This is a genomic window from Streptomyces sp. NBC_01235 (assembly GCF_035989285.1).
In the GTDB taxonomy this organism is placed as follows: Bacteria; Actinomycetota; Actinomycetes; order Streptomycetales; family Streptomycetaceae; genus Streptomyces.
Genome location: NZ_CP108513.1, coordinates 4398715 through 4418398 on the forward strand (window position 1 = coordinate 4398715; position 19684 = coordinate 4418398).

The 19684-nt window shown below is 73.1% G+C and carries 16 protein-coding genes, 1 tRNA gene and 1 pseudogene; 11 read left to right on the forward strand and 7 right to left on the reverse strand.

Annotated features, from left to right (window positions below; all coding sequences use genetic code 11):
- Positions 1–54: 54 nt before the first annotated feature.
- On the forward strand, positions 55–1626 hold the full coding sequence (locus tag OG289_RS19305; RefSeq protein ID WP_327315273.1) for an MFS transporter: 1572 nt from the start codon (positions 55–57) through the stop codon (positions 1624–1626).
- Positions 1623–2234, forward strand: coding sequence for an acyl-CoA-like ligand-binding transcription factor (locus OG289_RS19310; protein WP_327315274.1), 612 nt, complete (start codon positions 1623–1625; stop codon positions 2232–2234). The genes OG289_RS19305 and OG289_RS19310 overlap by 4 nt, the downstream gene beginning before the upstream one ends.
- A 37-nt stretch (positions 2235–2271) precedes the next feature.
- Here the strand turns inward: OG289_RS19310 and OG289_RS19315 are convergent.
- The 3 genes and pseudogenes from OG289_RS19315 to OG289_RS19325 all read right to left on the reverse strand — a co-directional run bounded on the left by OG289_RS19315 (position 2272) and on the right by OG289_RS19325 (position 5536).
- Positions 2272–3903, reverse strand: a pseudogene (locus tag OG289_RS19315) (IS200/IS605 family accessory protein TnpB-related protein).
- 225 nt (positions 3904–4128) lie between these two features.
- On the reverse strand, positions 4129–4998 hold the full coding sequence (locus tag OG289_RS19320) for a spermidine synthase (protein ID WP_327315275.1): 870 nt from the start codon (positions 4996–4998) through the stop codon (positions 4129–4131).
- Between the two features lie 148 nt (positions 4999–5146).
- Positions 5147–5536, reverse strand: coding sequence for a hypothetical protein (locus tag OG289_RS19325; RefSeq protein WP_327315276.1), 390 nt, complete (start codon positions 5534–5536; stop codon positions 5147–5149).
- Positions 5537–5792: 256 nt separating this feature from the next.
- Between OG289_RS19325 and OG289_RS19330 the strand changes: the two genes are divergently transcribed.
- Entirely contained in the window at positions 5793–7289 is a 1497-nt protein-coding gene (locus OG289_RS19330; protein WP_327315277.1) for a hypothetical protein, read from the forward strand.
- Positions 7290–7314: 25 nt separating this feature from the next.
- On the opposite strand, the gene OG289_RS19335 is transcribed toward OG289_RS19330, so the two are convergent.
- Positions 7315–7908, reverse strand: a complete 594-nt coding sequence (locus tag OG289_RS19335) for a histidine phosphatase family protein (protein WP_327315278.1) — start codon at positions 7906–7908, stop codon at positions 7315–7317.
- A 223-nt stretch (positions 7909–8131) separates the two neighbouring features.
- On the opposite strand from OG289_RS19335, the gene OG289_RS19340 reads away from it, so the two are divergent.
- The 7 genes from OG289_RS19340 to OG289_RS19370 all read left to right on the forward strand — a co-directional run bounded on the left by OG289_RS19340 (position 8132) and on the right by OG289_RS19370 (position 14525).
- A complete protein-coding gene (locus OG289_RS19340) occupies positions 8132–9085 on the forward strand; it encodes a phosphatase PAP2 family protein (protein WP_327315279.1) in 954 nt (317 codons plus the stop codon).
- Entirely contained in the window at positions 9036–10157 is a 1122-nt protein-coding gene (locus OG289_RS19345) for a hypothetical protein (RefSeq protein ID WP_327320734.1), read from the forward strand. The genes OG289_RS19340 and OG289_RS19345 overlap by 50 nt, the downstream gene beginning before the upstream one ends.
- Complete coding sequence (locus tag OG289_RS19350) at positions 10148–11737, forward strand: hypothetical protein (protein WP_327315280.1); 1590 nt, start codon at positions 10148–10150, stop codon at positions 11735–11737. Before OG289_RS19345 ends, OG289_RS19350 begins: the two co-directional genes overlap by 10 nt.
- Positions 11734–13074 (forward strand): AAA domain-containing protein, encoded by a 1341-nt coding sequence (locus OG289_RS19355; RefSeq protein WP_327315281.1) that lies wholly within the window; start codon positions 11734–11736, stop codon positions 13072–13074. Before OG289_RS19350 ends, OG289_RS19355 begins: the two co-directional genes overlap by 4 nt.
- Before the next feature lie 281 nt (positions 13075–13355).
- Positions 13356–13724 (forward strand): hypothetical protein, encoded by a 369-nt coding sequence (locus OG289_RS19360; protein ID WP_327315282.1) that lies wholly within the window; start codon positions 13356–13358, stop codon positions 13722–13724.
- Positions 13725–13867: 143 nt separating this feature from the next.
- Complete coding sequence (locus OG289_RS19365) at positions 13868–14461, forward strand: bifunctional DNA primase/polymerase (protein ID WP_327315283.1); 594 nt, start codon at positions 13868–13870, stop codon at positions 14459–14461.
- Positions 14452–14525: transfer RNA gene (locus OG289_RS19370), tRNA-Lys, on the forward strand. Before OG289_RS19365 ends, OG289_RS19370 begins: the two co-directional genes overlap by 10 nt.
- 69 nt (positions 14526–14594) lie before the next feature.
- On the opposite strand, the gene OG289_RS19375 is transcribed toward OG289_RS19370, so the two are convergent.
- Complete coding sequence (locus OG289_RS19375) at positions 14595–15905, reverse strand: M6 family metalloprotease domain-containing protein (protein ID WP_327320735.1); 1311 nt, start codon at positions 15903–15905, stop codon at positions 14595–14597.
- Positions 15906–16229: 324 nt separating this feature from the next.
- Here OG289_RS19375 and OG289_RS19380 point away from each other — a divergent pair, with 324 nt between their 5' ends.
- On the forward strand, positions 16230–18065 hold the full coding sequence (locus tag OG289_RS19380; protein ID WP_327315284.1) for a putative bifunctional diguanylate cyclase/phosphodiesterase: 1836 nt from the start codon (positions 16230–16232) through the stop codon (positions 18063–18065).
- On the opposite strand, the gene OG289_RS19385 is transcribed toward OG289_RS19380, so the two are convergent.
- Together OG289_RS19385 and OG289_RS19390 are read right to left on the reverse strand one after the other, a co-directional pair.
- Positions 18044–19132, reverse strand: a complete 1089-nt coding sequence (locus OG289_RS19385; protein ID WP_327315285.1) for an LLM class flavin-dependent oxidoreductase — start codon at positions 19130–19132, stop codon at positions 18044–18046. The genes OG289_RS19380 and OG289_RS19385 overlap by 22 nt on opposite strands.
- 62 nt (positions 19133–19194) lie before the next feature.
- The gene (locus OG289_RS19390; RefSeq protein ID WP_327315286.1) at positions 19195–19683 is read right to left on the reverse strand and encodes a hypothetical protein; all 489 of its coding nucleotides are present in this window, start codon (positions 19681–19683) and stop codon (positions 19195–19197) included.
- Position 19684 lies beyond the last annotated feature (1 nt).

Here is a 19684-nt window from a genome sequence, read left to right on the forward strand (position 1 = left end):
GACTCCCATTTGACAGTAGCCTCTCACTAAGGCTGCTTCCCAGGGAGGTCTCTCATGACCGCGCTCGCTCCACGCCCGTCACCCCGCCGCTGGCTCGCCCTCGCCGCGCTCACCCTGAGCGTGCTGATCGTCGGCCTGGACGGCACCGTCATCAACGTCGCCCTGCCGACCATGGCCGGCGAACTGCACGCCGACAGCGCCCAGTTGCAGTGGATCGGCGGCGGCTACCTGCTCGCCCTGTCGGTCGCGATGCTCCCGGTCGGCCTGCTCGGCGACCGGTACGGCCACAAGCGGCTGTTGCTGTCCGGCATCACACTCTTCGGACTCGCCTCGCTCGGCGGCGCGCTCGCCACCACGTCCGCGCAGGTCATCGCCGCCCGGGCCGTCCTCGGTCTCGGGGCCGCCGCGATCATGCCGTTGTCGATGGCGATCCTGCCGCGCGTCTTCGCCAAGGAGGAACTGCCCCGGGCCATCGCCGTCTGGACCGCCGCCACCGCGCTCGGCATGCCGGTCGGCCCCGTGGTCGGCGGCTGGCTCCTCGACCACTTCTGGTGGGGCTCGGTCTTCCTCTTCAACACACCCGTCGCCGCCCTGGCCGTCGTCGCGGGCCTCTGGCTGCTCCCCCGTGACCGGTCGACGTCGACGAAAGCCCCCTTCGACGCCCTCGGCGCCGCACTCGGCGGCCTCGGCATCACCGCCCTCGTCTACGGCACGATCCTGATCCCGGGCGACGGCTGGTCGGCACCGACCGTCCTCGCCTCCCTCACCGCCGCGGCCACCCTGCTCACCGCCTTTATCGCGCGCGAGCGCCGCACCCCGCACCCGATCGTCGACCTGAGGCTGTTCGCCGACCGCCTCTTCCTGTGGGGCACGCTGATCGCCGTCTTCGTCAACTTCGCGGTGATGGGCATCCTGTTCGTCGTCCCGCAGTACCTCCAGGGCGTCCTCGGCAACGACGCCTTCGGCACCGGTCTGCGTGTGCTCCCGCTGATCGGCGGCCTGATGGCGGCGGCCGCGGCGAGCGAGGCGGTCGTCCCGCGGCTCGGCGCCCGGACGGTGATCCCGCTGGGCCTCGCGCTCCTGGCCGCGGGCAGCCTGCTCGGCGCCACGACCGCCCCCGCCGACGGCTACGGTTTCGCCGCCCTGTGGCTCGGCCTGACCGGCCTCGGCTTCGGGCTGGCCGTGGTCCCGGCCACCAGCCTGGTGGTGACGGCCCTGCCCAGCGAGAACACCGGGTCGGGCACCAGCCTCCTGGAGACCGTGCAGCAACTCGGCTCGGTCCTGGGCGTGGCCGGCCTCGGCAGCCTGCTCAGCTACGGCTACCTGGCCCGCCTGCGCACCGACGGCCTCCCCGCGCAGGCGGCGGACACGGCCCGCGACTCCGTCTCCGGCGCGGACGCGGTCGCCGGCCGGCTGCACGACGCGGCGCTCACGGCCTCCGCCCACGGCGCCTTCGTGCACGGCATGAACCTGGTCCTGGTGGCCTGCGGGGCGATCGCCCTGCTGGGCGCCGTCCTGGCCGCCGTCTTCCTGCCGGGCCGCACCACCTGCTCCCGCACGGTGGCCCGCGGCTGTTCCCGCGCAGTGGCCCCCTCCGCTCCCGAGCCCGCAGAATCGGTCGCATGACACCGCACGAGACCTCCGCCGCCCCCGCCCTCGGCCTGCGCGAACGCAAGAAACTGCAGACACGCGCGCGTATCCGCCGCGAGGCCTACCGCCTCTTCACGGAGCAGGGCTACGAGGCGACCACGGTCGACCACATCGCGGACGCGGCGGAGGTCTCGCCGAGCACCTTCTTCCGGTACTTCCCCTCCAAGGAGGACGTGGTCGTCCAGGACGAGTACGACCCCGCCCTCGCCACCGCCCTGCGCGAGCGCCCCGCCGACGAGCCGATCGTGGACGCGCTCCTCGCCTCCCTGCGGGGTCCCTTGGGCGCGATGCTCCAGCAGGACCGCGAGGACCTCCTGCTGCGCACCCGCATCACCTTCACCGACCCCGCGATCCGCGCCCGCAACGTCGCCGAGCAGGAACGCAGCGAGCGCGCCATCGCGGAGATCATCGCCGAACGCAGTGGTCGCGACGCCTCCGACCTGGAGATCAAGTGCGCCGCCGCCGCCATCATCGGTGTGTTCACCGCCCTCGTACGGCACTGGGTGGAGGGCGACGGCAAGGAGGACCTGACGGCACTGTACGAACGTCATCTGCCGTTGCTGTCAAGGGGGTTGGACTTCTGATCCCCTCCGATCCCCTCTGATCCCCGCTGAACCGTTCCTAGAGACTGAGCGGGAGTGAGTCCTGTCGCCAGGTCTCATGCTCGGCCGAACGCCCCGGACGGTGTTGGGCGTTCTGGTTGCCCGCGTTCGCTCCGCGTCCGGGCGGCACGGATCGTGTTCGTGGTCCGGGGATGCGGGGGCGGGTTCCCTCACGCCCAGGAACACCCCGTCTGGCCTGGACGGTCCGATGCCCCACCGCATCACTCCGGTGCTGTGGGGGCGGTGCCGTCCGTCGCCGGATCGGGTGTCCCTGGGCGCGCCTTCCGATCGCCACGGCAGCAGCCTCGTGGCGAGTGGTTGTGCGGGTGGTGCTGGTGAGGGGCTTCTGCCAGTGCTGGGCGCCCCAGCGGCTGGTGTAGGCCGGGTCGACGGCGATGACCGCGATACCCGTGGCGTCGGCCATCGAGGCCAGCCGGGCGCGGAGCTTGCCGGTGGGCATGCCGGAGACCAGCTGCCGGAAGCGTTTCCTGCGGCCGTGCTTCTCCCGGGTCTTCTCCGCGCCGAAGTCCAGATCCTCCACCGCGATCGCCTTCACACCGCACGCGCGGGCCCAGTGCAGGAGGCGGGTGAGGGCGTGGCGGACCTGGGCATCCCGGTGCTCGGCGGTACCGGAAAGGGCATAGACGAAACGGTGCGGGGCGCCGGCCGGGTTGCCGTGGATGTCCAGGCGCCAGGCGGCCAGATGGTCGGCGTTCATGTCGACGCCGATCACGCCGTGGGCGAGCGCGGCATCGAGGGGGAGGGTGGGGGTGGGCGGGAGCTGCCAGGAGGCGGTCACATACCAGCGGTCCCGGCCGGTATTCAGGTGGATGCGGTAGGCGATCGCCCGGTTGGCCGCGACGCGGTCCGCCCACTCGGCGCCCCGGTGCGCGAACATGACCCGGCAGGCCAGGACGTACCGTCCGTGCGGGGCGTTGGCCAGATACGCGAGCGGTGCGGGGAGTTTGATGCTCACCTCGCCGTCGGGGCCGACGCGGATCGTCTCGTTGCCGTAGCGCTTGCCGGACTCACCGTCCGCCTGGCAGAACCAGCGTTCCGCCTCCCAGCGTCTCCGCCATCCGGACTCGGTGAGCTGGGCCGCCTCCAGGTGGTGCCGGGCACGGGCCAGGCGCTTGCCGCCGCGTACGACGTGCACAACTCCGGCCTCGCGGTCGGCCCGCACGGCAGTCAGCCGGTCTTCCAGCACCCGCAGCCGCCTCGACTTCGCATGCCACTCCCGCCGCGACCGGTACCCCCCGGGCGCCTTCTTGGTTCCCTTCTGCCCGATCGGCAGGGACAGCCGGTGCGTCAGCGTGCGGATGCCCGCTTCCAGATTCTGGAGGTGCGCCGACTGGCAGCGGCGGGCCAGCGCCCACTGGTCGTGCGACGCCTTGGTGATCGCCCCGGCCCAGCGCGACGACGAGAACGGCGTCAGCTCCCGCTTACGCACCGCCCACGCCTCACCGGAGTACTCCAGGCCGTCCCGGCAGCGCGCCTTGAGATCCTCCGAGGCCAGCGACCCCAGATGCGCACCCACCAGCCGCAGTACCTTCTCATCGTCCGACGCCAGGTCCTTCAGGCGGGTCCGAATGGCCACACCACTCGGACCGGACGCGACGAACGACGCCGCCAAATCCCTCAGCTCACCCACCCCGTCACCCCCCGCCCGATGCCACGCGACGCCCCCTGTCACCGCGTCCAACGAGCAGTTCCCGCAGAAGGTCACGCATTCGGTGCAAGAACGTCAGTTCCCTCCTGAAAACCGACACTACGACCAAGGCACGCGACACGACACCCACCACCGGCACTCACTCCCGCTCACCAGAACCCTCTTGAACGCACTTCAGCGGCAGCAGCTCCAAACCCCCTTGTCCCGCTAGCGGAACACCGACGGCGGCGGGGCCGGTGACGCCACCGCCGACGCGTCCGCGACCGGTGTCGCCCCGCCGGTGAAGTCGGTGAGCGCGCGGCCGTGCTCGACCCGGCCGGGATGCGGATCGGAGGCGGCCCGGCGGGTCAGTTCGGCGATCGGCAGGGGCAGGTCGGAGGCGACGAGTACGGCGTTGCCGAACCGTTTGCCCCGCAGCACGGTCGGGTCGGCGACCAGCGCGAGCTCCGGGAAGCGGGCGGCGGCGGTGGCGATCTGGCCGCGCAGGTGGGCGAGCGGCGGGCCGTCGGCGACGTTGGCGGCGTAGCGCCCGCCGGGCTTCAGCACCCTGCGGACCTCGTCGAGGAACTCGGTCGAGGTGAGGTGGGCGGGGGTGCGGGCGCCGCTGAACACGTCGGCCATGACGAGATCGGCCCACCCGTCTGGCACCTTGGCGAGACCTTCGCGCGCGTCGAGCGACCTGATCCTGATCCGCGCTCCCGGGTCCAACGGCAGCTCCCGGCGCACCAGACGGACTAGGGCGGCGTCGCGTTCGACGACCTGCTGGGTGGAGCGGGGGCGGGTGGCGGCGACATACCGGGCGAGGGTGAGGGCGCCGCCGCCGAGGTGCACGGCGTGCAGGGGTCTGCCGGGCGGTGCGGTGAGGTCGATGACGTGGCCGAGGCGCCGCTGGTACTCGAAGGAGAGGTAGGCGGGGTCGTCCAGGTCGACGTGCGACTGGGGGGCTCCGTCGATGAGCAACGTCCAGGCCCGTGCCCGGTCCCGGTCGGGTATGAGCTGGGCGAGTCCGCCGTCGACGGTCTCGACGACGGCGGCTTCGGCATCCCGCTCGCGCCGGGTGTTCCTGGACTTTGCCATGACAGCATTTTCGCAGGCCGCGGGTGCTCCCCGCGCGCCCAGCCGACTGCCCACGGCTTCAGCGGGGGCGGCCTGCTGCTTCAGCGGGGGCGGCTCCTCTTCGGCGGGGGCGGCTGCTGCTTCGGCGGGGGCGCCGGCGGCCTGCGGCTCAGCGGCAGCTGTCCGCCGCCTCGATCATCCGGGCCGCCTCGCCCAACGCCCGCCGCAGCACCGCCGGATCGGTCGCGAGGTCCGCCTCGCCCGGGGCCACCAGCCAGTCCGAGCCCTTCACCGGGGGCTCGGGGGCGAGTCTCAGTCCGCGGCCGTCGGTCTCCCGGCAGGTGCTGCCCGGTACGTCCCAGGCCGCCGCCGTCCCGGCCGGCACCACGAAGCCGAGCGTGCCGCCGCCGTCGTCGTGCAGGACGGGCCCCACCCCGTCGCCCGCCGACCCCCTCCGCAGAATGTCGACCGCCTCCAGCCCCTGACGGGTCGGCACCGTCACTAGGTCGCACGCCGCCACCGACGGCATACAAGGATCGTTGCTCTGGCTGGTCTCCATCCCGGCCTCCACCGCGCAGCCCGCCTGTAGTCCACAAGACTCAACGCGGCACGACGTCAAGGGCTACGGCGGAAGTCCGCCGCAAAGGATGGCAGTTCATGGCAGATCTCGGATGAGATATCCGGTTTGTAGCCAAACACCGCGTGGCGGCCCGACCACAGCAGGTACGTTCTTGCCCGCCGGGAACAAGGGTGCCCCACGGACAACTCACCCCTGGTCCGGCATGGTTCGACGGTTCGCACGAGAGGACCCGGCCATGGCGTCGTCAACGGTGCCCCCATCTCGGCCCGACCGGCCGGCACGGCCCAACCTCGCCTTCCGGCGGTTGCGCGGACAGCGCTCGCCGGCCGAGTTCGCCGCGCTCGTACGGCGGGCCGCACGCGAGATCGGCGAGCGGGTCAGCTGTGACGCGCGCTACATCGGACGGGTCGAGGCGGGGGAGATCCGCTGCCCCAACTACGCGTACGAACGGGTGTTCCTGCACATGTTCCCCGACCGCACGCTCACCGACCTCGGGTTCGCACCCCGTGCCTCCGTTCGCGGACGGGGGGCGCGCACCGTCGAGGACGCGCCCTGTGCGCACACCACGAGACCGGAGCCCACAGCGAGTGACGGGCGGGACACGAGTGAGACGGGCGCAGAGCACGAGCCGTATGACACGCAGGACCCGTACGACACGCACCACGACCACGAGGAGAGCGACGTGCTGCGTCGCGCATTCATGACCGGCGGAGGCGCCACCATGGCCGCCGCCACGCTGGGCCCCCTGGGGCTCGCCCTCCCCCACTCTCGGCTTCGCTCGAGCGGGGGGACCCCCATCGCGTCGGCGGCGGCACGGCCCGTGCACCGCGCGGGGGCGAGCGAGGCGGGCGCCCTCGAAGAAGCGGTCCGCAGGATCCGGCTGCTGGACGACCGGCACGGGGCCGACGGCCTCTACCGGCGCGCGGCCGCCCCGCTGCGCGCCGCCTACGCGCTGCTGGACGCCGGGACGACCCGGCAGACGACCGCCGAGCGGCTCCACTCCGGGGCCGGGGAGCTCGCCATCTCCGTGGGCTGGCTGGCCCACGACTCGGGCCGGTTCGACGACGCGCGCTCGCACTACGCGGAGGCCCTCGCCACCGCCCGGATGACCGGGGACCAGGCGCTGGAGGCGCATGCCTTCTGCAACACGGCGTTCCTCGCCCGGGACGCGGGCCGGCCCCGCGAGGCCGTCCGCGCCGCCCAGGCAGCCCAGCGTGTCGCCCGCCCGCTGGGCTCGCCCCGCCTGATGTCGCTGCTCGCGCTGCGCGAGGCGGGCGGCTGGGCGGGGCTGGCCGACCGCACCGGCTGCGAGCAGGCCCTCGTCCGCGCGCAGGCCCTCTACGACCGGGGTCCCTGCGACGACGACCCCGAGTGGATGAGCTTCTACGGCGCCGCCGAGCTGGAAGGGCTCAAGGCGCAGTGCTGGTCGACACTGGGCGACTGGCCGCGCGCGGCCCGGCACGCGGGGCGGGCGGCGGCCCTCCAGGACCCGCACTTCACCCGGAACATCGCGCTGTACACGGCCCAGCTGGCGGACGACCTCGCGCGCGGGGGCCGTCCCGACGAGGCGGCGGTGGCCGGGCTGCGGGTCCTGGACCTGCTGGACCAGGTCCAGTCGTCCCGGATCCAGACGATGCTGGCCGGAACGGCACGGGTACTGCTGCCGCACCGGCGCGCGGGCGGCGTGTCGACGTTCCTGGAGCGCCACGCCTCGACACCGCGGACGGTGTGAACCGCGGGTCCCTCGACCAGGGCGGTTAGGCGAGGTGCCCGAGGTCGTTCCAGCTCTCGATCGCCGGTTCTCCGTACGCCCAGCCCAGGATCGACAGTGACGTCGGGTTCAGGCGTATCCGGGCCGCGAAGTCCAGCGGCAGTCCCAGCCAGCGTGCCCCTATGGAGCGAAGGATGTGCCCGTGGGCGAAGACCAGCACATCCCTCTCGGCCGAGCGGGCCCAGGCGACGACCTCGTCCGCGCGGGCGGTCACCTCGGCGAGGGTCTCGCCCTCGGGAACGCCGTCGCGCCAGATGAGCCAGCCGGGCCGGCCGGCCTGGATCTCGGCGGGGGTCAGGCCCTCGTAGGCGCCGTAGTGCCACTCCATGAGGGTGTCCCAGGTCGTGGCCCGCTCGCCGAAGCCCGCGAGTTCGCACGTCTCACGCGCGCGTGCCAGCGGGCTGGTGCGTACCTCGACGTCCCCGAGGCCGTCGAACGGCGCCCGGTGCAGCCGCTCACCGAGCAGCTTCGCACCCCGGCGGCCCTCCTCCAGAAGGGGCACGTCGGTCCTGCCGGTGTGCTTGCCGGACAGCGACCACTCCGTCTGTCCGTGCCGGGCCAGCAGAATGCGCGGTGCCATGGGGGACCTTTCCGGGGAAACCCTTGGAGGGATCAGGGGAGAAAACGGAGGCGGATCCCCTCCATCATCGCTCACCCTGAACAGGGGCAACCCGGGGGGCGATCTCGGCGTCTTTGAGAGGCGGGGCGCCCATGGCGGGCGCGTACGTACGCCGTAAAGTGGCACGTCCCGCGCCACCGGCACCGCAGCGACGAGACAGCGACAAGAAGGGGGAGGCGATCGGATGCAGCAGACCGAGACACCAGGCACCGAGGCGGCCCCGCGGGCACGGCTGCGCTGGTGGACGGAGCTGCCCCTGATCCTGCTGGTGTACGCCTGCTACTCGGCGGGCCGGCTGCTCGCCCGGGGCGACGTCACGACCGCGGTCGACCACGGCCTGGCGATCCTGCGCGTCGAGAAGTTCCTGCACATCAACGCCGAGCACCCGCTGAACCGGCTGTTCAGAAGCCAGGCGTGGATCGGCGTGCCGGCCGACTTCTGGTACGCGTCGCTGCACTACCTGGTGACGCCCGTGATCCTGGTCTGGCTGTTCCGGTCACAGTCCCTGCGCTACCGGGCGGCCCGCACCTGGCTGATGACGTCCACCTTCATCGGCCTCATCGGCTTCACACTGCTGCCCACCTGCCCGCCCCGGCTGCTGTCGACGGGCCACGGCTTCGTGGACACGATGGCCCAGTACAGCTCGTACGGCTGGTGGGGCGGCGAGGCGAGCGCGCCGCGCGGCATGGGCGGCATGACCAACCAGTACGCGGCCATGCCGAGCCTTCATGTCGGCTGGGCCCTGTGGTGCGGCGTGATGCTGTGGCGCCACGGCGGCACGCGCCTGGCGAAGACGGCGGGCGTCGTCTACCCGCTGGTGACGACGCTCGTGGTGATGGGCACCGCCAACCACTACTTCCTCGACGCGGTCGCGGGCGCGGCCGTGATGGGCGTCGGGCTGCTGCTGACCCCGCTGGTGATGCGCGGCGCGGACCGGGCGCGGGTGTGGTTCACGGCCCGTGTCCCGCTGCTCCCGGCGGACTCTCCCGCCGCATCGGCCGCGATTGTCAGTGGCGGATGCCAGACTTTCCCGGGTGAGCGAATTCCACGGCAGCGCGAGTCACGGCTTCGGCCCGGAACCGAGCCGGGTGCCTCTCCCGCGGACGCGGGGGACGGCGCTCCGGCAGCGGCTCGCTGAGCTGCGCGGACCGGACGTACCGGCCAAGGCGCTGGACGCCCGGGCCCTCGCGGCGCTCGCCGCGAACCCGGGCTGCAAGCGGCGCGCGATCCTCGACGGCGCCGGGGTGAACAAGGCGGCGCTGGCCGGCGCGCTGGGCTCGCCGTCGGCTTTCGGGCAGTCCCAGTTCGCCCTCACGCGCGGCAACGCGTTCGAGGCGAAGGTGAAGGCGGACGGCGGCGCGGAACTGCTGCGGCTGGTGCACGAGCGGCTGGACCCGGGCGCCGCACCGCCCGTCGGCGCGGCCGTGCCCGACCTGTCCGCGATCGGCCCCGAGGGCCGCACCGCGCGCACGGCGCTGGCGCTGCGCGAAGCCACCGGGGCGAGCGGCACATGGACGCTCCTTGACCACCCGATGATCGCGCTCGACGTCGCCGGCAGCCCCGCCTTCCTGGAGCCGGACGCGGTGGTGGTGCACCCGGACGGCAGCTGGACGGTCGTGGAGATCAAGTCCTTCCCGATGCTCGACGGTTCGGCGGACCCGGCGAAGGTCGGCGCCGCCGCCCGGCAGGCCGCCGTCTACGTACTGGCCCTCGAGGAGGTCGCCGCCCGCCTCGACGCCGCCCCGCGCGTGCGCCACCGCGTGCTCCTGGTCTGCCCCAAGGACTTCTCCAACCTGCCCACCGCCTCCGCCGTGGACGTGCGCAAGCAGCGCGCGGTCACCAGCCGCCAGCTGGCCCGCCTCACCCGCATCCAGGACATCGCCGACGCCCTCCCCGAAGGGACCTGCTTCTCCCCCGAGCTGCCCGCCGGGCAACTCACGGCCGCCGTGGAGTCGGTCCCGGCGACCTACGCGCCCGAGTGCCTGGCCGCCTGCGAGCTGGCCTTCCACTGCCGTGACCGCTCCCGCGCGGCCGGCGCGGTCACCTCGCTGGGCCGGTCCGTGCGCGCCGAACTCGGCGGGCTGACGACCGTCGAGGGCGTCCTCGCGGCGGCGCGCGGCGAGGCCGGGGACCCGGAGGATCCCGCGGTGGCCGCCCTGCGCCGGGCGGCACAGCTGCGCGCCGAAGCCCTGGGGGCGATGTGTCACTGATCGCCACCCTCGCCCGCCTGGAGGCCGTCACCACCGGCCGCGCACAGCCCACCGCCACCGTCCGGCACCGGCACCTCTCCGAACGGCCGCTGGTCCTCGTGCCGCTGACCACCGCCGGTGAGGCCGGCGCCCCGCTGGGCGCGCTGGTCGGCACCGACCGGGCGGCGCCGCGCCTGCTCGTCGTGCCGCAGCCGCGCGACCGCGACCTCAGGTTCGCGTTCCTCGCCGAACTGGCCGACATCGTCCTGCCGTACATCGACGGCTACGCCGACGCCGTCGAGGCCGCCGAGCGGGGCGAGACCGATCCGGAGACGGGCAAACGCGTCAAGGTCGAGGTCGAGCTGTGCGCCGACGCACCCCAGCTGATCGTCCCGAGCCGCGCGGGCGTCGACCTCGTCCGCCTCCTGGGCCGCTCCATGCGCTTCAGGCGTACGGCGGAGCAGGACCCGGAGACGCCGCATCCCGCGCCCCCACGCGTGCCGCTGCTCGGGCGGTGGCTGACGCACTTCGGGGAGCGGTCCCGGGTCCCGGGGTCGTCGCTGCTGCTGGCGCTGACGGAGGTGCTGGGCCGGCACTGGGCGACCGGACAGTCCAGCCTGGAGGACCAGCACCTGGGAGCGCTGCTCGCCTGGATCGCCCCGCCGGCGGGCGAGACGGGCGCGGCGGCGGCGCTGCGGGCGGAGCTCGCACGGGACGCGGAGGGGCAGCTGCTGTGCCCGCCGGCCGGTCCGGCGACCGACCCGGCGTTCGACAACAAGCTGCTCGCCCCGGCCATCGAACGCTACGACCGCGCGCGGACCGCCCTGGCCGCCGCCGAGGACGGCCTACAGGCCGACGACCGGCTGGGCGCGCTCACCGCCGCCGAGCAGGAGATCCGCGCGCTGGTGGGCAGCCGGACGCTCCCCACCTGGGAGCGGGTCTGGGACGGCCTGGACCTGCTGCGGGCGCTGCCCGAGGGCGCGCATGTCGAGGAGCGGTGGACGCGCGACCGCTGGTCGTTCACCGGCCACCGCGACCGGGTCGTCGCCGGAGAGCCCCCGCAGCCACGCCGTGACGACGCCGTCACCGCCGCCAACAAGCTCGCCACGCGCGAGCGCGAACAGGCCCGCCTGGAGGCCCAGGAAGCGCTCGACGACCCGCTGGTGATGGCGGGACGGCGGCTGGCCGGGGAGGCGTTCGCGGGCGAGGTCGTCGACGTCGTCATGGCGTACAGCGAGGGCAAGCGGCCCAGCCCGCGCCCGCTGGTCACCCTACGGACGGACGACCGGCCGCATCTCGGGGAGCGCGCGAAGGTGTTCCGGTCGCTGGGCGGGAAGCCGCAGGCGGCGCAGTTCGTGGAACAGGTGGAGGACGGCCTGCTGGTGCTGCGGATCGTCGACAAGATGGGCCGCGGCAAGGAGCCCGAGGCGGGGTCCGTGCCCGAGAAGGGCGACCGGCTCTGCTTCACGCTCTTCGAACACGAGCAGCGCGGCGGGGCGAAGCTGCCCGACCCGGAGGACACGCCGTGGACACACGGCGGGCCGCCCGGTGAACAGGCGTCCGAGGCCCCCGACTCCGTCACCCAGGAGGACCTTCTGTGACCACCGAGGCCGCCTTCGACCCCGGTACCGCCGCCGGCCGTGCCACCGACGCGATCCTGCGCGACACGCTGCACGGCACCGCGCGCGGGGTGGTCGTCGACTCCCCGCCCGGCGCCGGGAAGTCCACGCTGGTGGTGCGCGCGGCGCTCGAACTCGCCGACGCCGGGCGCTCGTTGATGGTGGTCGCGCAGACCAACGCCCAGGTCGACGATCTGGTCGTGCGGCTCGCCGAGAAGAACCCCGAGCTGCCGGTGGGCCGACTGCACAGCAGCGACGCCGACCCGTACGACAAGGCCCTGGAGGAGCTGCCGAACGTACGGAAGTCGGCGAAGGCGGCGGAGCTGGCGGGGCTCCCGGTGGTGATCTCCACCGCCGCCAAGTGGGCGCACGTGAAGGTCGACGAGCCGTGGCGGCACGCGATCGTGGACGAGGCGTACCAGATGCGGTCGGACGGGCTGCTGGCCGTGGCCGGGCTGTTCGAGCGGGCGCTGTTCGTGGGCGACCCGGGGCAGCTGGACCCGTTCTCCATCGTGGGCAGCGAGCAGTGGGCGGGCCTGTCGTACGACCCGTCGGCCTCGGCGGTGAGCACGCTGCTCGCGCACAACCCCGAGCTGCCGCAGCACCGCCTCCCGGTCTCCTGGCGGCTCCCGGCATCGGCGGCCCCTCTGGTCTCGGACGCCTTCTACCCCTACACGCCGTTCCGCAGCGGCACCGGCCACGGCGACCGCCGTCTGTCCTTCGCCGTGCCCTCGGACGGCTCGGGCACCGACCGGGTGATCGACGAGGCGGCGGAGTCCGGCTGGGGCCTGCTGGAGTTGCCCGCCCGGCACACGCCCCGGACCGACCCGGAGGCGGTGCGGGCGGTCGCGACGGTCGTCCGGCGCCTGCTGGACCGAGGCGGCGCGGCCACATCCGAACGCTCGCCCGACCCGACGCCCCTGACCCCCGACCGGGTCGCCGTCGGCACGGCCCACCGCGACCAGGCGGCGGCGGTACGGGCGGCACTGGCGGAGCTGGGCGTCCCGGACGTGACGGTGGACACGGCGAACCGCCTCCAGGGCATGGAGTTCGACGTCACGGTGATCCTCCACCCCCTCTCCGGCCGCCCCGACGCCACCGCCTTCCACCTGGAGACGGGCCGCCTGTGCGTCCTCGCCTCCCGCCACCGGCACGCGTGCGTGGTGGTCTGCCGGGCGGGGGTGAGCGACCTCCTGGACGAGTACCCGTCGACGGAGCCGGTCCAGCTGGGCACCCTCGTGAAGTTCCCGGACGGCTGGGAGGCGAACCACGCCGTACTGGCGCACCTGGCGGAGCACCGCGTGGCCTGGCGGCCATGAGACCCCCCACCCGGCGAAACCCGCCCACCAGGACACCCCCTCCCCACCGGCCGGAGGCCGGCACGCCACCGGAGGCGGCCGACGAACACAGCCCGGACGGCCGAGAGACGAGCCACCCCGTGCCGGCGCATCCGGCGGAGCACCGCGTGGCCTGGAAGCCCTGATCCGCTGGGAACATCGGGGAGCCCGGGCGCCTTGAGAGTGCGGGGCCGAGGGCCTCTTGCGCCACCAGGGGACAATGGAAGGTGGTCCGCATCCGAACCGTACGAGGAGGAGAAGACATGGCGGAGCCCACGCCGCGTCGGAACGAACCGCGGCTACGCCCCGCGCCCCTGCTCTTCGAGCCCGCCGAGGCGGCCGGTGATCCGGAGCACTTCTTCGACCTGGAGTCGATAGACGATCCGGGCGCGCTGCTGGCACGCGCGACGGAGCTGACGCTCGCCTTCCGGGCGGCAGCCGACCGCGCGGTGGAGTTCCAGGCCATGGCCGCGGCGCAGCTCGCCGATCCGCGCCGCTTCGACCGGCTGACGGCGGCGGACATCGCCGAGCGGGCCGAGTGGACCGAGGACTACGCGAAGAAGATGGTCGAGTTCGGCCGGGATCTGCTGCGGGGCGACGCCGAGGGACGGGGACACGTCGACCCCGTGTGAGCAGCGCGCGGGAGCGCTCGGGAGGGCAGGCACGCCGCGCCTGGCATATGCCGGGCGGGCAAGATACCCGCTCCGGGTGTCTTCCGTACCCGTTTCCCGCAACCCTGCGAGATCGGCCGCTCACCACCGGTAGACCTGACGGCATGAGCAGCGCATGCGACGAACCCATCGGCGTCACCCCGGCCGGAGCCGCCTGGCTGGCCTCCGCCGGAACGTATCCGCGCAGCACGCTCACCCTCTGGGAGGAGCGGCCGCATGCACCGGTGGTCCTGCCCTGCGGCTCCGTGTTCGACATCGTCAGCGCGCCGGCGATGTTCGGGCGGCTGATGCTCGACCGGCTGTGGGGTGAGGGGCCGGGCTCCGGCCCGGTGGCCGCCTTCCGGGGGCGGACGCTGCTGTTCTCCGCGCCGGGCACCGCCCAGCGCCTGCCCTCGCTGCTGGAGTGGGAGGAGTGGAGCGCCGACGGCCGCCGGGACGGCCGGGCCGGTACCGTGCCGCCGCTGCTGTGCCACGGCACCGGGGACGCGGTGACCGTGCCCGCGCTCGCCGCCCCGCCGTCACCGACACAGAACTCCACCCGCTGGATGGTGGCCCCGGACACGCGTCACCCGTGGCTTCCGGGGCCGGAGATCCTGCTGTGGGCGGCCGTCCGGGCGGCCCGCTCGGCCGTGCGGATATCGATTTCACCTCCCCAGGATCAGGATGCTAAGGTCTACGACGTCAGCAGGCGCCGCTAGCTCAGTTGGTTAGAGCAGCTGACTCTTAATCAGCGGGTCCGGGGTTCGAGTCCCTGGCGGCGCACAGACGGCAAGGCCCCTCGCAACAGCGAGGGGCCTTTTGCGTATGCCTTGCCCGGGCCTCACCCGTGTCCTACCGATCAGCCCTCGGCGTGATCCTCACCGTCCACTCCCCCGACACCGTGCGCCCCTCCACCTCCACCCGCACCCCGTCCACCCCTGCCCCGTCCCCCCGTGCCGTGTCCCCCGGCACCGTGAAGCTCTCGCCGAGGGCGACCGGGGCGTCCGCGAGGGGTGGGTAGACGGAGTTCTCCCAGCAGGCCTCGGTGCGCGGGTGGGCGTCGATCACCTCGACCGGGCCGCGGCCGGACCGGGCGCCGCTGCTGACGCGGTAGACGAGGATGCCGGTGCGGCAGGCCGCGCGGTCGGCGCCCACCGGGCCGCGCGCCTCGAAGGCGAGCACACTGTCGGGGCCGGTGCGCACGATCGCGAGTTTGACGCCGTTGCCGAGCCCGAAGGCCGGCGCCCCCAAGGCACCGGTGACCGGCACGCCCGGCCCGGCGCCGAGCGGTTCCAGGGTCAGCCGGGTCGGGCCGGGACCCCGTACGCACACCACCTGGCGTGGTTCCAGCCAGCCCAGCTTCCACTTGTGCCAGGCGAACAGGTCGGGGGCGAGTCCGAACTGGCTGCCCATCAGGTCCCAGTCGCCGACGTAGGTGTCCCAGTCACCCTTGCCGTCGGCGGGGCGGTGGTAGAGGTCGGGCAGGTCGAAGACGTGGCCGGTCTCGTGGGCCAGGACGAGACGGTCCGGGGGATGCTTCTCGAAGACCGTGACGACCCGGCGGATGTCCGTACCGTCGGCGTGCAGCGGGGTGTCCAGGTTGACGACCTTCGTCGCGTCCGAGTCGACGCCGGGCGCGTCCGGGTCGGCCACGAAGTAGACGACGTCGTAGCGGGAGAAGTCGACCTGGGGGTCGGCGGCGGTCAACGCGTCGTGCAGGTAGGCGGCCCGGCCCTCGGGGCTCCAGTCGCGCTGTATGGCGTACGCGGTGGACGGCTTCGGCATGCGGATCCAGCGCTTCAGCGGATGCGGGCGCAGGGTGAACCTGCCGTAGGACGCCTGCTGGAAGAAGCGGCTGGTGGCCGGGAAGTGGTCGGCGGCCAGTTCGGCGGGGGAGGTCGTGGGGGACCGGTCGGGGAAGGACAGGAAGACCATCACCGCGTCGAGGGAGCGGGCCGGGCGGGGGTAGGCGGTGTTCCAGGTGTCCAGGCCCTCGGAGTGGTGGGCGGCGGTGCGGGTCAGGGCGCAGGGGGCGACGGAGAAGGGTTCGGCGACGGAGGGGCCGCTGACCAGAGAGGTCGCGGCGAGTGCCGACAGGGTGGTGAACACGGCCGTGGTACTGCGCAGTCGGGGGCGCGGGAGCAGTCGCGGACGTCGCGGCAGTCGCGGCACTTCAGACCTCCGGGAGCGGTTCACGGGACACCGCCACCCAGCCTGTGTGAATTTGTCGTACTACGCCCTGTTTGCCTGCCCCAGACGAGTGAGGCGGCGGAAAGCGGGCATCACCCCGACACCCCGGAACTCTCACGGAACGTCACAAGCGGTCACCTGACCGCAGAACCGGGCCAGGTGCGGGCAGAAACGATCTGTCAGAAGAGTGGGTTGTTCCGGGACACTGGGCAGTGGCTGCGCGGATCCGGGGGCAGCCTCTATGATCGGCAGACTTTCCTGCACGGACAGAGATCGAGTGCACTGCGGGAGCGAGCGGTGAGCGGAACGTCCGAAGGGCCGACGCCCGCGGCAGACCTCGACCGGTCAGCCGTCACAGAGAGTGACATCGACAGTACGGAAAGCGGGCTCCAGGCCTACCGGCCTCCGGCCTACCGTTCCGTCTTCGCGGCAGCACCCCTCGCCATGGCCGTGGTCGACCGCGAGGGCCTGATCACCGACGCCAACGACGCGCTCGGCGCGCTGCTCGGCGGCGGCGCTTCGGGGCTGGTCGGGCGGGTCGCCTCCGACCTGCTGGACCTGGCCTCCGACGCGCGGACCTGGCACGCCTACCGCGAGGTGCTGCGCGGCCGGCAGGCGAAACTGCGCTGCACGCGGCGGCTGAAGCAGCCCGACGGGCGCTCGCTGTGGGCGCAGGTCACCGTCTCGCCGCTGGACGCGGACACACCCGGCGTGCTGCTGTCGGTCGCCGACGTCAGCGCGCACCGTGACCTCCAGGCGCGGCTGCGGCACCTCCAGATGCACGACCCGGTGACCCGGCTGCCCAACCGCACCCTGTTCTTCGAGCGGGTGTCGGCCGCGCTGGAGGCGGAGGCGTACGAGCAGAGCGGGACCGGCCGGATCGGCCTGTGCTACCTGGACCTGGACGGCTTCAAGGCCGTCAACGACACCCTCGGTCACCGCGTCGGCGACCGGTTGCTGGCCGCCGTCGCGGACCGGCTGACGGAGTGTGCCGAGGCGGCCGGGCGGAACCGGCCGAGCGTGCCGCTGGTGGCCCGGCTGGGCGGCGACGAGTTCGCCCTGCTCGTGGAGGACTCCACCGGCACCGAGCAGCTCGCCGACCTCGCCGAGTCCGTGCTCAAGGCCCTCCAGGCCCCCTTCGACCTGGCCGGACACCGGCTGAACGTCTCCGCGTCGATCGGCGTCGTGGAGCGGCACGCGGCCGGCACCACCGCGACCGGGCTGATGCAGGCCGCCGACACGACCCTGTACTGGGCGAAGGTGGACGGCAAGGACCGCTGGACGCTGTTCGACCCCGAGCGCAACGCCCATCTGATGACCCGCCAGGCCCTGGCCTCCACGCTCCGTCCGGCCATCGAGCGGGGCGAGTTCCGGCTCGACTACCAGCCGTTGGTGGGCATGTCGGACGGCCGGCTGCGCGGGGTGGAGGCCCTGGTTCGCTGGGATCACCCCCGGTTCGGGCTGTTGTCGCCGAATCGGTTCGTCGCGCTGGCCGAGGAGGACGGTTCGATCGTGCCGCTCGGCCGATGGATTCTGGCCACCGCCTGCCACCAGGCGCGGCAGTGGCAGCTGGACAACCCGGACGAACCGCCGCTGTTCGTCAGCGTCAACGTGGCGGTCCGTCAGGTGTGGGACTCCGACCTGGTGGCGGACGTCGCGGGGGTCCTCGCCGAGACCGGGCTCGCCCCGCATCTGCTCCAGCTGGAGCTCACCGAGTCGGCCGTGATGGGCTCGGCGGGACGACCGTTGCAGGCGCTCCAGGCCCTCAGCGACATGGGCGTGGGCATCGCCATCGACGACTTCGGCACCGGCTACTCCAACCTCGCCTACCTGAGCCGGCTGCCGGTGTCGGTGCTGAAGCTGGACGGGTCCTTCGTGCGCGGCTTCCAGTACGAGGGCGCGGGCGCCGCGCCGAACCCGGCCGACGAGGTCGTCGTCGAGGCGATGATCGACCTCGCCCACCGGCTCGGGCTGACCGTCACCGCCGAGTGCGTGGAGACCTCCGCGCAGGCGACCCGGCTGCGTCGCATCGGCTGCGACACCGGGCAGGGCTGGCTGTACTCCCGTCCGGTGTCGCCGGATCGTATCTCCGAGCTGTTGGGGACCGAGTCCTACGCCGTCGGCAACCCGTAGGCGTCCGCGACCAGTTCGTAGGAGCGCAGGCGCAGCTCGCCGCGGTGGGCATGGCTGGTGAGCATCAACTCGTCGGCGCCGGTGCGCTTGTGGAGGTCGTCGAGACCGGTGCGGACCTCGTCGGCCGTGCCGTGGATGATGTTCGCGCCCCAGGAGTCGACGAACTCCCGCTCCAGCGGACTGAATTCATGCGCCTCCGCCTCCTCCGGGGAGGGGAACAGGCCGGGGCGGCCGCTGCGCAGGCGGACCATGTTCAGGCCGGTGGCCAGGACCTGGCGGCGGGCCTCGCGCTCGTCGTCGGCGGCCAGCACGGAGACGCCGATCAGCGCGTACGGCTCGGCGAGCACCGCGGACGGCCGGAAGGACTCCCGGTACAGGTCGAGGGCCGGGACGGTGTTCTGCGCGGAGAAGTGGTGCGCGAAGGCGAAGGGCAGGCCGAGCATTCCGGCCAGGCGGGCGCTGAAGCCGGAGGAGCCGAGCAGCCAGATCGGCGGCCGGTGCGCCGACTGCACTCCGCCGGGGGACGAGCCCTGGACCGGACCGGGGATGGCGTGGATGCGGCGGTAGCGGTGGCCGTCGGGGAAGTCGTCGTCCAGGAAGCGGGTGAGCTCGGCGAGCTGCTCGGGGAAGTCGTCGGCGCCCTCGTGCAGGGTGGTGGTACGGCGGAGGGCCGCGGCGGTGGCGCCGTCGGTGCCCGGGGCCCGGCCGAGGCCGAGGTCGACGCGGTGCGGGGCCAGCGCCTCCAGGGTGCCGAACTGCTCGGCGATGACGAGGGGCGCGTGGTTGGGCAGCATCACACCGCCCGAGCCGAGCCGGATGCGGTCGGTGTGGGCGGCGAGGTGGGCGAGGATCACCGCGGGCGAGGAGGAGGCGACGCCCGGCATCGAGTGGTGCTCGGCGACCCAATAGCGGTGGAAGCCGCGCGACTCGGTGAACCGCGCGAGGTCGACGCTGGTGCGCAGGGCGTCCGTGGCGGTGCGGCCGGAGCCGACGGTGACCAGGTCCAGTACGGAGAGGGGGGTCGGGGCGGTGCCCTGTGCCGTGCCTCGGATCTCGTCTGCCGCCACGGGGGTCCTCCTGTTGTCGGCCGTGTGCTTTCCTCGGGGCACTAACAGGAGGGGGTCCCCGTTTATTCCGGGAAGTCCGAGGAGACGACGAAACCCTCCCCGCCGTAGACGGACTCGTAGTGGAGGGTGATCACCAGGCGGGTCTTGATGCGGTCGTAGAAACGGCGGAGGCGCTCGGGGTCGTCCGAGTCGAAGCGGACCAGGAACGTGGTCTGACCGACCAGGACGGCGGAACCGCGCCGGAGCGAATACGTCTGGGGCCAGTCGACGGGCTCGAACACCAGGTCCTTGACGTCACGGTTCCACGCGCCGACGACCACACCGTCCCAGCGCACCACGCTGTCCGTGACGACAGCGGGGCCCAGTCCGGCGTTGACCACCTGGAACCCGGCCATGCCCTCCTGGTCGTTCCGGATGCGGCGTATCTGCAGAATGGGCCGCAGCGACTGCCGGTTGTGCACACGGGCAGCCTTGCCCTGGCTGTAGCTGACCCAGAGCGAACCGAGCGCGACGACCGTCGCCGCGACGGCTATGACCGTTTCCGCCTGCATG

Excerpts from the sequence above, each read along its gene's own strand:
- OG289_RS19305 (WP_327315273.1), top strand. The coding sequence starts at position 55 with ATGACCGCGCTCGCTCCACGCCCGTCACCCCGCCGCTGGCTCGCCCTC.
- OG289_RS19310 (WP_327315274.1), top strand. The coding sequence starts at position 1,623 with ATGACACCGCACGAGACCTCCGCCGCCCCCGCCCTCGGCCTGCGCGAA.
- OG289_RS19320 (WP_327315275.1), bottom strand. The coding sequence starts at position 4,998 with ATGGCAAAGTCCAGGAACACCCGGCGCGAGCGGGATGCCGAAGCCGCC.
- OG289_RS19325 (WP_327315276.1), bottom strand. The coding sequence starts at position 5,536 with ATGGAGACCAGCCAGAGCAACGATCCTTGTATGCCGTCGGTGGCGGCG.
- OG289_RS19330 (WP_327315277.1), top strand. The coding sequence starts at position 5,793 with ATGGCGTCGTCAACGGTGCCCCCATCTCGGCCCGACCGGCCGGCACGG.
- OG289_RS19335 (WP_327315278.1), bottom strand. The coding sequence starts at position 7,908 with ATGGCACCGCGCATTCTGCTGGCCCGGCACGGACAGACGGAGTGGTCG.
- OG289_RS19340 (WP_327315279.1), top strand. The coding sequence starts at position 8,132 with ATGCAGCAGACCGAGACACCAGGCACCGAGGCGGCCCCGCGGGCACGG.
- OG289_RS19360 (WP_327315282.1), top strand. The coding sequence starts at position 13,356 with ATGGCGGAGCCCACGCCGCGTCGGAACGAACCGCGGCTACGCCCCGCG.
- OG289_RS19365 (WP_327315283.1), top strand. The coding sequence starts at position 13,868 with ATGAGCAGCGCATGCGACGAACCCATCGGCGTCACCCCGGCCGGAGCC.
- OG289_RS19390 (WP_327315286.1), bottom strand. The coding sequence starts at position 19,683 with ATGCAGGCGGAAACGGTCATAGCCGTCGCGGCGACGGTCGTCGCGCTC.